Origin of the sequence: Streptomyces sp. 11-1-2 (assembly GCF_003595545.1) — a bacterium.
Classification (GTDB): Bacteria; Actinomycetota; Actinomycetes; order Streptomycetales; family Streptomycetaceae; genus Streptomyces; species Streptomyces hygroscopicus_B.
Genome location: NZ_CP022545.1, coordinates 2,630,063 through 2,642,357 on the forward strand (window position 1 = coordinate 2,630,063; position 12,295 = coordinate 2,642,357).

The 12,295-nt window shown below is 69.7% G+C and carries 9 protein-coding genes and 1 pseudogene; 2 read left to right on the plus strand and 8 right to left on the minus strand.

What is annotated here, in order from left to right; genetic code table 11:
• Positions 1-358: 358 nt before the first annotated feature.
• From CGL27_RS53095 to CGL27_RS10925, 3 genes are all read right to left on the minus strand, one after another.
• Positions 359-1,666 (minus strand): MFS transporter, encoded by a 1,308-nt coding sequence (locus tag CGL27_RS53095; protein WP_162952952.1) that lies wholly within the window; start codon positions 1,664-1,666, stop codon positions 359-361.
• A 93-nt stretch (positions 1,667-1,759) separates the two neighbouring features.
• A complete protein-coding gene (locus CGL27_RS10920; RefSeq protein ID WP_119986240.1) occupies positions 1,760-2,659 on the minus strand; it encodes a dihydrodipicolinate synthase family protein in 900 nt (299 codons plus the stop codon).
• 95 nt (positions 2,660-2,754) lie between these two features.
• Complete coding sequence (locus tag CGL27_RS10925) at positions 2,755-4,071, minus strand: aminotransferase class I/II-fold pyridoxal phosphate-dependent enzyme (RefSeq protein ID WP_119986242.1); 1,317 nt, start codon at positions 4,069-4,071, stop codon at positions 2,755-2,757.
• A gap of 202 nt (positions 4,072-4,273) precedes the next feature.
• Here CGL27_RS10925 and CGL27_RS10930 point away from each other — a divergent pair.
• Positions 4,274-4,519: pseudogene (locus tag CGL27_RS10930) on the plus strand (helix-turn-helix domain-containing protein); the annotation flags it as partial.
• Positions 4,520-4,857: 338 nt separating this feature from the next.
• Complete coding sequence (locus CGL27_RS53100; protein WP_276147828.1) at positions 4,858-4,986, plus strand: hypothetical protein; 129 nt, start codon at positions 4,858-4,860, stop codon at positions 4,984-4,986.
• A 34-nt stretch (positions 4,987-5,020) separates the two neighbouring features.
• On the opposite strand, the gene CGL27_RS10935 is transcribed toward CGL27_RS53100, so the two are convergent.
• The 5 genes from CGL27_RS10935 to CGL27_RS10955 all read right to left on the minus strand — a co-directional run bounded on the left by CGL27_RS10935 (position 5,021) and on the right by CGL27_RS10955 (position 12,165).
• On the minus strand, positions 5,021-5,599 hold the full coding sequence (locus CGL27_RS10935; RefSeq protein WP_240450459.1) for a TetR/AcrR family transcriptional regulator: 579 nt from the start codon (positions 5,597-5,599) through the stop codon (positions 5,021-5,023).
• A gap of 46 nt (positions 5,600-5,645) precedes the next feature.
• A complete protein-coding gene (locus CGL27_RS10940) occupies positions 5,646-7,115 on the minus strand; it encodes a DUF5605 domain-containing protein (protein WP_119986243.1) in 1,470 nt (489 codons plus the stop codon).
• 42 nt (positions 7,116-7,157) lie between these two features.
• Positions 7,158-8,906, minus strand: coding sequence for a family 43 glycosylhydrolase (locus CGL27_RS10945; protein WP_119986246.1), 1,749 nt, complete (start codon positions 8,904-8,906; stop codon positions 7,158-7,160).
• Between the two features lie 40 nt (positions 8,907-8,946).
• Positions 8,947-11,013 carry a beta-galactosidase gene (locus tag CGL27_RS10950; RefSeq protein WP_119986248.1) on the minus strand — a complete coding sequence of 689 codons (2,067 nt, stop codon included), beginning with the start codon at positions 11,011-11,013 and terminating at the stop codon, positions 8,947-8,949.
• Between the two features lie 123 nt (positions 11,014-11,136).
• Positions 11,137-12,165, minus strand: a complete 1,029-nt coding sequence (locus tag CGL27_RS10955; protein WP_119986250.1) for a LacI family DNA-binding transcriptional regulator — start codon at positions 12,163-12,165, stop codon at positions 11,137-11,139.
• Between the last annotated feature and the right edge of the window lie 130 nt (positions 12,166-12,295).

Here is a 12,295-nt window from a genome sequence, read left to right on the forward strand (position 1 = left end):
AGAGTTACTCGGCCGGACGCTCGGCGCCCTTCATGTGCTGCAGCGTCCCGCCGTCGCCGAGCTGGCGCAACGGACCGTGATCATGGAGCGCGGCATCGACGCCACCTTCCGCCGCAAGTTCAACGGGATCTCGGAGTGCGCCTACCTCGACCAGCTCGGCGCACCCGTCGGAGCTGGACGAGGACGAAGACGGCCAGGAGTGAGCGTCAGCAGCCGACCGGGGGCTGATCAGCCTGCGTGTTACCGCCTTGGCTCAGCCGCTTTTGCGGCGGTCGTTCTGTGCTGCGGAGCATGCCGCTCGATGCCGGTACGCGAGCAGCCGGATGCACAGGGGCGTGGTCCAGGTGGTGGTGCTGGATCAGCTGGTAGGCGGCTTGGGCTGTGGAGTCTTGGTCGAGTGCCCGCTCTCGGGCTGGATCGGCGAGGCAGCAGGCGCCGGGAGTGCCGCGCCGGGGTGGTGGTCGCGCCGGCGGCGGGGGTGGTGGCGTTCGGCGGAGGAGAGCAGGGCGCTGGTGAAGGCGAGGGCGGTGGCCAGGAGGAGGGGGAGGGCGACGCTGGTGCCGATGAGGGCGCCGGCGGCTGCTGTTCCGGCTGATCCGGCGGTGATCTTCAAGGCGCCGACCCAGACGAAGATCTGTCCGCGGGCATTGTCGGGGGCGTATTCGTTGCGGGCGGCGAGGGTGGCGGCGAAGAAGTAGGCGTTGGCGATGCCGGCGGCGGCGTAGGCGGCGACGGCAAGCGTGAAGGAGGGGGTGAAGGTGATCAGCAGCAGGGTAGCGGCGACAGCGGTGGCGAGGCGGGTGGTGAGCCGGTCCGCTTCGGCGCGCGATGGGCGGATCATGATGCCGGCTGATCCGGCGAGGTTGCCCAGGCCGTAGGCGGCGGTCAGGATCCCGGCCACGGCGTTGCCGACGCCGAGGGTGTGGGTGCTGGAGACAGCGGTGACGGGAAGGGCGGCGACGCTGAAGGCGACCGTCACGGTCAGATACAGCGTGCGGCGCAGGGGCCCGGAGGCGACGATGCTTATGAGGGTGCGGACCGGGCGGGGGACATCTGCGGTGGCGCCGTGGGGTGGAGTGCGGGGCAGGAGACGGATGACGGCTGCGGCGACGAAGCATCCGGCGGCCAGAACAAGGGCGGCGATGGCAGGTGAGGCCCAGGCGGAGAGGGCGGCGACGAGGGTGGGGCCGACGGTGCCGCCGATGCCATAGGTGGCCACGTCCCAGCCCTGGGCGCGGCGTTGGCGTCGCCGGCCGTGGCCGGCGATGGCGGGCAGGCGGCTGCTGATGCCTCCGGTGAGCAACGGCCCGAACAGACCGGAGACGATCAGCAGGGCGGCGGCGACGGCGGGGTGAGTGTGTGGGTAGAGCAGGACCGCAGCGGCCAGCGCGGTGCCGTGTGCGAGGGAGGCCGCGGCGATGACGGTGCGGCCATCCCGGGCGGTGTCCAGACGGCGGGCGACAAAGGGGCCCAGCAGGTGGGGTGCGGTGATGCAGGCGCCCAGGGCACCGGCCAGCCAGCCCGATCCTCCGCTGGTGTTGACCATCAGCACGATGGCCACGACCGCGCCGCCGTCGGAGGTGCGGGCCAGGGTCGCCGCAATGACGTAGCGGGCGAGGGGGCCCCAGCCCGGACTGTCGGTGTTCTGGTCGGTGCTGCGGGGCATGGCCGTGCGCTCTCTCGGGGGCGGCGGACTGGGGCGGCTCATGTCGCCGCCCTCGTGTGTGCGAGAGGGCGGCGACGTGTCCGCGTGGAGTGCTCAGGCATGGAGCTGCAGCTTCTCGATCACTGTGGCGACCTGGGCGCGTTCCTTCGCGTCGAGGCCGCGCAGCGGCAGGGGGAGGTTGCGGGGCGGGGTGAGGCCCAGGTGTGCGGCTGCTGCCGCGACGACGCGCAGGGATCCGCCGTGCTGGGTGAAGAGGTCCCACAGCGGCTGGAGTCGCCGGGATTCCTGCTGGGCCTGCTCGGCCTGGCCGTCCTGTGCGGCCCGGGTGAGGGCGAGTGCCGGCTCGGGGAAGGTGCCGCCGATCACCGAGTACCAGGCGTCGCATCCGGCGTTCAGGCCCCTGGCCGCGTCCGCGTCGCCGCTGACGCCGATCGTCACCGTGGCGGGCAAAAGTTGCCGCAAATGCTCGATGCGCGTCTGGGCGGCCGCGGGGTCGGCGGGAACCCCGGGGATCTTGATGGATGCCACGTTCGGGAGCCGCGCCAGCCGGGTGTACAGCTCGTCGGTGAAGGTGAAGTGGGTGGTGCCGGGGTTGTCGTAGATCACCAGAGGGACGGAGAGGTGCGCGGTGACCTCTTCGAACAGGCCGAACACGTCGTCGTCGGTCAGCGGCTGGTACGACACCGGCGCAAGCAGCACACCGGCTGCCCCGGCGTTCTGCGCGTCCTCGGCCGCTTCCAGCGCATGGCGGGTGCGCAGCGCCCCGATGCCGACGATGACCGGCACCGCGCCGGCGTGCTCCACCGCGAGGCGGGCGACGCGGGCCCGCTCTCGACGGGTCAGGTAGGCGTAGGAGCCGGTGGAGCCCAGCGCCCCGATCGAGTCGACGCCGGCGGTGGCGAGCCGGTGGACGAGCCTGCCGTACGCCTTCTCGTCGATGCTTCCGTTGCCGGGGATCGGGGTGAGCGGGAAGGCGCTCAGACCAGTGAACAAGAGAAAACCTCCGAAGATACTGTGTGATTGCTACGGGCAGTGGCGCGGCGGCATCACGGTCGGGCTGCCGCAGACAGAGGAAGTAGGTCCGGTTGTCAGTTCGCAGTGCGCAAGTCAGCGACGACTGCGGCGAGTTCGGCGGAGAATGCCTCGGCCTGCGGCTCGGTGATGGTGGAGCTGGTGACCCGGATCGCGCCCTGGTGGGCAGACGGATCATGGACGAAGAGGTGGCCGGGTCGTACGGCCCAGCCCCGCTCCGCCAGGGCGTGGACCACTGATCGACTGTCGACGTCGAGTTCAATCCACACGTTCAGCCCATCGGGCCGATGGGGCACCTCGATGCCATGGGCGTGCATCCGCTGAATGAGCAGACCGCTGCGGTGTGCGTAAGCTTCGCGGGCGCGCTCGTGGAGTTCATGCACGCCGGGATCGGCCAGCAGCTCGCGGGCGCTGTGCTGCAGCAGGCGGCTGACCCATGTGGTGCCCGCGCTCAACCGCGCCTCCAGGCGCATCGCGCTCTCCGTATCGGCGGCGACCAGGGCAAGACGCAGGTCCGGGCCGAGGAACTTGGACACGGACCGCACCAGTGCCCAGCGCGCCGTGCTCGCAGGAGTGATCCGGCAGTACGGCCGGGTGGAGACGGCTGAGAAGTGGTCGTCCTCGATCACCAGGACCTGGGGGTGGTCGGCGAGGATGGCGCGCAGGTCGGCGGCCCGTTCCGCAGTGAGGCTCGCTCCGGTCGGGTTGTGGGCTCGCGGTGTGCAGACGACCGCCCGGGCACCGCCTTCGAGAGCGGCCCGCAGGTCGTGGGGACGCATGCCCGCGTTGTCGACCTGGACCGGTGCCGTCCGGTAGCCGTTCAGCTGCAGCGTGCCGATGCTTGCCAGGAAGCAGGGGTCCTCGACCGCCACCATGTCGCCGCGGGCGAGATGGGCGTTCAGAAGCCGTTCGGTGGCGTCGACCGCGCCGTGCGCGACCAGTGTCCGGAACGGTTGCTCTATGTCTTCGGCGAAGTCGTCACGGGCCCATGTGTCCAGCGCTTCATCGATCGCGGGCATGCCGTACAAGGGCTGGCCATAGTGTCCGCTGCGGGCCGCGACAAGGATGTCCGGCAGCAGCTGCGGATCAGGGTTGCCGCTGGCCAGATCAACGCTGTCGCCGCCGACACCGACGCCCTCGCGAGCGAGCTGCGGTACCGCGGCGATCACCGTGCCGCCACGGCCCCGGGTCTCAGCCACCCCGGCCCCGACGAGCCGTCGGTAGGCCAGGGCAACCGTGTTCCGGTTCACCCCCAGCCCGGCAGCGAGCGCCCGCACCGGCGGCAGCATCGCCCCTGGCGCAAGCTCGCCCGATGACACCTGGTCCCGCACACTGCCGGCGATCTCCGCCGCAGTCGTACCGCTGATGGGCACGCGATCACCTCCACACGCCACACTAACAGTTTGTCCTATGCCAAACATGTGCGGCATTTCTGGGAAGGCGAGCGCGGGTGGCGACGCCGAGCCGAGGTCTGCGCAAAGCCGGCCAGCTGCTAGTGCTGTGACCGCATAGGTTCGCCGGGTTGGTGGTGGCGGTTGGATGGGCGGTGACGTCGATCCAACTGCTGGAGGCGCGGTGGCCGAGCCTGTCCGTGTGCGCAGACTGACTGACCAGGAAGGGCAGAAGCTGCAGCAGATCGTGCGCCGGGGCAGCACCAGTTCGGTGCGCTACCGGCGGGCGATGATGCTGCTGGCCTCGGCCGGCGGGAACCGGGTGCCGGTGATCGCCCAGTTGGTGCAGGCCGACGAGGACACCGTCCGGGATGTGATCCACCGGTTCAACCAGATCGGCCTGGCCTGTCTGGACCCTCAATGGGCGGGAGCCGTCCCCGCCAGGTGCCCACGGGACCACCACTACCGCGAACGCCAAGACCATGCATCCGTGATCGGAGGGATGGATACCTCAGCGCAGGCAGCGCCCCGGGCGGGACGAGTGTCAGACCGGCTCGCCGAGGTCCTGAACGATCCAGCCCGGTGCGTCAAGGCGCACCGGCTGAGCGCCAACCAGGTCCGCCAGGTGCGCCTCGAGGCTCGTGAGCTCGTTGGAACCGTGTGGGTGCCGGAAACCGTGTCACCCGAGGTGACCTGCGGTTCGGATCTGCCAGAGCGCAGGAGGCTGGCGGTACGACAGCCCCGAGGTGACCGACGACGAAAAGGTTCATGGTGCTCGCGATGATGGACGGGCTGCGGATCCAGACCCTCCTCGACCCGTCGGAGGACGCGCTGCGCCTACTGGAGATCTTCATGCAGATGGTGATTGGGTCCGAGCCCGAAGAAGGCGACGGCTGACGTCAGGGGGTGTCGGTGCCGCTCTTCGGCAGCATCAGGCGCATGAAGGCCAGCATCGGGCCGACGATGTCGAGTCCTGGTCGAGCAGCCACTGCAACTGCGGGCCGTTCAGGACCGCTTGGAGCAGGGCGCCCGCGTGGTCGGGGTCGAGGCCCTCGTGCAGTTCGCCGCGTTCCGCCATGCCGCGCATGCCGAGGGCGAAGTTCTCGCGGCTCTTGGCGTAGCGCTGGACGAAATAGGTGTCTGCCGGATGGTCCGGGCGCGAGGCGGCCGCGGCGAGCTCGAGCCACAGGCGCATCAGCTCGGGCGCCTTCTGGTGGTGGCGCAGCAACTCGCCGAGGAGCGGCGCCAGTTCGCCCATGTCCGAGACCTTCGCCATGCCGAGCTGCCACTCCTCCTCGTCCCGCCCGGCGAGCACGGCGGCGAGCAGCTCGTCCTTGCTGCGGAAGTGGTGCAGCAGCCCGGCATGGGTGATGCCGGCCCGTACGGCGATGTCCCTCAGCGACGCCTTCGTGAACCCGTTCTCGGCGAAGCTGTCGCGCGCCGCCCGGACGATCTCCGCCCGCCTCGCTGCAGTCTTGGCGTACGGCCCACGACCCTTGGCCTCCGTCACCGTGTGCTTCCTCTCCCTGGCCGCCTGCAGGGAGTCTGGATGCTGGTCAGCCGGAGTGCAAGGCACCCGCCAGCCGGGACAGCCGCACGGCCATGTACGGACGCCCCGGGAGCGCTACGCGGACGTGGTTGCCCTCTGTCACGCCGACACGGTCGACCGTCATCGCCCAGGTGTCGATCACGTCGATCGCGAAGCGCCCGCCCTCGGGCACGGCGATGTTCCGGAAACGCGGGCGGCCGAAGCCGAAGTAGAGGATTTCGTACGCGCCCGCGACCCCGCCCCGAGCGACGTCCCAGTCGGAGGGGAGCGGGTCGAGAACGCCGGTCGGGGACTCCCGGACGATGCGGTGCAGGAAGGCGATGCGCTCGGGACTCGACCCGGTCAGCTTCCCTCCCTTGGACCACCACAGCTCCTCGGCGTCGTTCAGGTAGGTCTCTCCGTGCTGGACGTAACCGCCACGCACCGCGCCCTCCCAGCAGCGCCGCACCAACTCCTCACCCGTGAGGTTCCCCCAGCCCAGGTCGATGTCGCCTTCGTACCCGCACTCGTCGACGACGACGGGCTTTCCCCACCGCTCCCGCCAGGCATTCGTGTTCTCTGCGGTGCGGTACGCGTCGACGCGCTGGATGCTGCAGTGCGTGATCCACGGCTTCGTGTGGTCGTAGAAGTCGAAGCAGTTGTGGATGGAGGCGAGATGGCCGGACGGAACCTCCTCGGTCACGATTCCCGCCAGCCGTTCCCAGTCGGCCTCGGTCTTGCCCCGCACCAGGTCGTACTCGTTGGCCATCGACCACCACACGTTGGAGAACGCCGACAGCCGTCGTACGGCGTAGCGAGTCAGCCGGTCGTCGGCCTCACGCCCGAGGTCGGCGAAGCCCCAACGGTCGTACGGATGGAAGAGGATGACGTCCGCCTCGATCCCCAGCTCCCGCAGCGCCCGCACCTCTTCCTCGAAGCGCCGGAAGAACCGGGGGTCGAACCGGCTCGTGTCCCAGCCGTCCGCGGGGGAGCCGGGAAAGGGGTACAGCTCCGGCTCGTCGGTGTTGTACGCGTACGCCTTGGGCAGCAGGCACATCCGCACCTTGTTGAAACCGCTGGACGCCAGCGTGCGCCGGGTCGCGGCCCGCAGACGTTCCACCTGATGCGTCCAGGCGTATGCGGTCGTGCCGAGCGGGACGTAACGCGTGCCGTCGGCGTACGCGAAGTGAAGCCGGTCGGCCACCCGCACCGGGCCGTGGCGTCCCGGCGCGGGCGGCCCGGCCACAAAGCGCCCGGAGAGCCCGTCGAGCGACGGTGCCGAGGAGGACGTGACGAAGGTCCAGGGGCCTTCGGTATCGGGCATGAACCGGATCCGGTACGTTCCGTCACCGTCGTAGAAGCCACCCGCGCGCACCTCACGCCGCCCGTTGCTGAACATCGCGGCGAGTTCGACGTCGGTGAACGGGTTGCCGTGCGAGGGACCGTCGAGCTCGATCTCGAACTCGTCCCAGAGAGCGTGGTGTTCGTCGTGACGCATGAGAACCTTTCGGTAGAAGAGGAGGACTGCGGGCGGGTGTGATCACTTCACGAGCACCGGCTCCCCGGGCGTGACGCCGCCCTCGCCGAACGCGTCCACCGCCACCCAGTACGTCGCGTCCGCGTTGAGCGATCCCAGGTCGAGTGCGGCCCGCTCGTGCACCTGCCAGCTGTGGTACAGCTTCTGCGGATGGCGGCCGTAGCGGACGTTGTAGCCGGTCGCCCCGGCGGCGGCGTCCCACTCGACCCTGGCGGTCCGGCCGTCGACACGACTGGCCCGAGCGGTCACCGCATGCGGTGCCGGGCCGTCGCCCGTGCCGAAGACCCGGACACCGCTGAGCGCGAAGACACCGCCGAACGGCATACGGCCGCCGGTGACCCGAACGAACCGGATGCGCTGTGGTGTGTCGAGGACGAGGAAGGCGTGCGGGCCGTCGGTATCCGTGCCCCGGGAGTCGTGCACGACGGTCCATTGCCGGCCGTTCTCGGATACCTCCACCGCGGTCTCGGCCGGGGTATGGGCGGGGAAGATGCCGCGCCAGAACTGTGGATTCCAGTCGGCTCCTTCGGTGATCCGAGGGGCGATGGTGCCCAACTCCTGGTCCGCCAGGTCGATTTGGAGGGCGTGCACCGTCTTGTTCGCGCCGAGGTCGAGGGTCAGGGACTCGCCGGGTTCGTCGCTCGCGGCCGCCCACCAGGTGCGGATGTCCTCGTTGGCGGCGAGTTCAGGGCCGTGGCCAGGCGCCGAGGACGAGGCGTCGACATCCGCTCTGTAAGACAGGAGCTGCCAGGGTGGAGGCGTCCACGGGTCGAAAGGACCGTCCGGGAAGACGAAGGGGTAGTCGGCGAAGTTCTGGTTGCAGAACAGCACACCGTCGTCGTCGAAGCCCGCCGGGAAGAACCCTACGCGTCGTTCGAAGTCGTGGTGCACCGAGATCCGCATGGTCGCCGTGTGCCACCAGTTGCCGTGTCGGTCCTGGAACGTGCTGCCGTGCCCGGCGCCGGTGATGAAGCCGCCCGGCTTCGACGAGAACGGGCTGTCGAGGGAGTACGTGAACGGGCCCAGAGGGGACGAGGAAGTGTAGTAGCCGTCGGCGTAGGTGTTGAACTGGGTGCCGGGCGCCGCGTATTGCAGGTAGTAGGTGCCGTCGTGCTTGGTCATCCACGCGCCCTCGATGTAGGGCTTGCCCTGCAGCCGGGCGAGACCTTCCTCCTGCCCGGGGTGGGCCGGCGAGTCGACGTAATCCTCACCGACCTGTTCCCAGCCGTGAGTCGAGACGTCGGACCGGATCAGGGGCGTCGGTTCGCCGATCTGCTCGAAGGTGTCCGACAGACGCACCCCGTACAGAGGCGTGTTGTTGTCACAGCCCCAGTAGAGGTACACGGCGCCGTCGTCGTCCTGGAAGCGGTTCGGGTCCCAGAAGGGGAAGGTGCCCGGTGTGACCTCGACGAAGTCGTCGGACAGCGGGTCCACGCTACGGAAGAAGGGGCAGTTGGCGGTCTTCCTCGATGCGCTGATGTACAGCGCGCCGTCGACCTCCCGTACGTCCGGCGCATAGTCGAGAGCGGGCAGCTTGGAGGTCGGGCGGTACTCCCACCGCAGCAGGTCCTCCGAGTGCCAGAAGCCCGCCGACATGGAGACGAACATGTAGAAGCGGCCCCGGAACCGGACGACAGAAGGGTCCGCCGCTTCCCGGTGGACGGATCGCCAGGTGCCGTTGTCCTTGCGGATGTCCTGGTAGCGGTAGGGGAGATCGAGGGGATTGCAGAGCACGCGCTGGGAAGAGCGCATCGAAAGGGCTCCTGTGGTGAGTGACATCGGAGGGTGGGGGTCAGTCCCGGTCTGTGAACACCTTCACGTCCCACGGGCCGAGCTCGACCGACTGGCCGGCCTCGTAGGAGGTGGGGGAGAGGACGTCCTGCGCGGCGGCGGGCAGCGGGACGGACACCGGGTTCCAGGACCAGTTGTGCAGGAAGCGGGCGCGCCGGCCGTCGCGGGCGGTGGCCGAGGTCGCCGTGACGCTCGGGTGCGGGCGGCCCCACGTGCCGTCTGGGACACCCCAGTTGAAGAGGGCTTCGGCGAAGGCTGGGTCGGGCACCGTGCCGACGTAGGTGATGCGGCCGGTGCCGTACGTGCGGGTGGTGGCCGCGGGCCAGCGCCCGAGGTGCGGATCGTCGTAGGTGGCCAGCGCGTCGGCTCCGTCCGGGACGAGCCCCTCCGCCCAGTGCAGGGCCTGCGCCCCGGGCGGAAGGGTGAGTTCGGTGCTGCCCTGCACCCCAACCGCCCTGTCCAGGTTGGTGAATTCGTCGTACGAGACTCCGGCGGGCCCGGACAGGCGGGCGGGTTGGACGTCGGTGCGGGCCCGCGCTTCGAGGTCCGCGTAGCCGGTGCGCGGGCCGATCACCAGGTGCCCGCCGGACTCCGCGTAGGCGAGCAACCGGTCGAGGGTCGCGTCGTCGGCGATGTAGAAGGCCGGGACGACGAGCAATGGGGGCAGGTCCACGGTGTCGAGTTGGTCGGGATGGACCAGACGGGCCTGGAGACCCGCGTCGAACGCGCCGCGGTAGAACGCGTCGAAGATGGTCTCGTACGAGCGCTCGTCCGGCGATCCGTCCGGCCTGGCCAGCGAGGGCTTGGCCTGCAACGCCCACTTGCTGGGCAGCGAGAACAGGAACGCCACGTCCGCGTCCGGGGTGAGGGCGGCGACCAGATCGCCTGCCGTCTTCAACTCGGCGCCCAGCACCGCGAGTTCGCGGTGGATCCGGCCCGGGCGGCCGCTGTGCGGGAGGATGCCGCCCACGTAGGTCTCGGTGCCGTAGTGCAGGGTGTGCCAGTGCCAGTACTCGATCATCGAGGCGCCCCGCGAGATCAGTGCCCAGGCGGCCTGGCGCCACTGCCCGTCATAGGCGGGCTTGTTGCGCGACGAACTGCCGACGGTCTGGGCGTTCGTCTCCGTGACCAGGAACGGCTCCTGGCGCGAGGCGTAGATGCGGTCGGCGATGCGGTACAGCGCCCACGTCCCGTCGTTGGACATCGTGGCCGCGTGCGCGGGGCGTGTGTCCGGGAGCGCGAGGGAGTCCTGCATCGCGTAGTACGGGTTGCCCGCGGCGACGTCGAGGTCGCGGGTGAGCGCGTCGTCCTCGACTCCCGGGCGGTCGTAAGCGATGCAGGTCGTGACGAACTGCACAGGGCTCGCGTACTCGCGGACGATCCCGGCCTGCCAGTCGATGAACTCGGTGGTGAGCTCGGCTTGGAAGCGGCGCCATGCCAGGTCGTACTGCGGCTGGCCGTTGCCGTCGGGCGTCCACAGGTCGGCCCAGGTGGAGAGGCGGTGCGACCAATAGGTCAGGCCCCACTCGCGGTTGAGGGTGTCCACGTCGCCGTATGTGTGGCGCAGATGGTCCACGAAGCGCTGGAAGACGCCGTGGTTGTGGAAGAGCTCCAGACCCGGCTCGTTGTCGACCTGGAATCCGATGACGGCCGCGTGGTCGGCGTAGCGGGCGACGACCTTGCGGATGACGCGCTCGGCGTGGAAGCGGAACGCCGGGTGCGTGTAGTCGACTTCCTGACGGGAGCCCCACGGGATGCGCTGCCCGGTGCCGCGCTCCCCGGCTATCTCGGGGTACTGGCGGGCGAGCCACGGGGGTATCGCGTAGGTCGGGGTGCCGAGGACGACGGCGATGCCGCGCTCGTGCGCGCCGTCCAACACCGGTTGGAGCCAATCGAGTTGGAAAACTCCGTTCTCCGGCTCCCAGGTCGACCACACCGACTCGCCGACTCGGATCAGGTTGAAGTGGGCCTCGGCCATGAGGTCGAGGTCGTCCTTGAGACGGTCGTAGGGCTGGTACTCGTGGTAGTAGGCGGCGCCGAACAGGACCCTGTCGGATGGCTGGAACATGGAATTCCTTCGCATCGGATGGTGCGTTGGCGTGAGTTCGCACCGGGTGGGGTGGTGGCGTGAGACGGCATGCCAGGGAAACCCCCGGACGAGGCAGGGGCTTCGAAGGCGGTGGGCGGGGTGTCAGCCGCGCGGGGGTCGCGTCGACTCTCGTACGACCAACTGCGTGGCCAGCTCGACGTGGTGGGAGTCGATCTTCTCTTCGGCGGCCAGTTGCAGGGCGGTGCGCAGGGCCACGGCACCCATCTCGCGGACCGGGCCGTCGATCGTGGTCAGCGGCGGGGAGATCACCTGGGCCAGCGGCGTGTTGTCGAAGCCGACGACGCTCAGGTCGTCCGGCACCCGAAGGCCGCGCCGCCGGGCCGCCTCGATGACCCCGGCGGCCAGTTCGTCGGAGGCGGCGAACACCGCGGTCGGCGTGGGGTCCACGGCGAGCAGCGACCCACCGTGCACTATGCCCTCGGCGGTGTGGGTCGTGCCGGCGTGGCGGACCAGTTCGGGCGGCACCGGCGCGCCGGCTGTCTCCATCGCGCTGCGGAAGCCGTGCAGCCGGGCCTGGTTCGACCAGGAGTTCTCGGTACCGCCGAGATAGCCGATGCGACGGTGGCCGAGCGAGAGCAGGTGCGCGGTCGCGGCGTGGCCGCCGGAGAAGTTGGTCGCACCGACGCTGACGGTCGAGTTGTCGGGCAGCACCTCCGGGTCGAGCAGCACGAGCGGCATCTGGTAGCGGCTCAGGGCATCACGGATGGGGTGCGACAGATGGTTGGCCGTGACGGCGATGACGGCGCGCCGCCCTGCGGCGGCGAGGCTGCGGGCCCAGGCGACCGGATCGGCGGCGGGGTCGTGGTTGCCGCGTCGGCCCACCACCACGGCGATCCCCTCGCGGGCCCCTGCGTCCACCACGCTCTCGATGATCTGGGTGTGGTAGATGCTCAGCCGCTCGAACCCGAAGAACAGCTCCACGGTCGGATGCGAGCGCAGATCGTCCCGGTAGCCGCCGTAGTTGTGGTCGCGCAGCAGGTCCAGGACCTTGTCGCGGGTCTCCTTGGCCACGTCGGGGCGGCCGTTGATGACCTTGGAGACGGTGGCGACCGAGACGCCGGCGGACTCGGCGACCTGCGCAAGGGTGACGCGTTGTGGCTCGGGTGCCATGACTCTCCCAGGGGCGTGTGGCGGGTCAGCGTCCCGCGCTGTGCAGCACCGTAACACCGAAAATATTTTCGGCAATCCTCCAGGTCAAGACCAGTGCCGTAGTGGAAAATTAACTACGCGGAAGGGATTG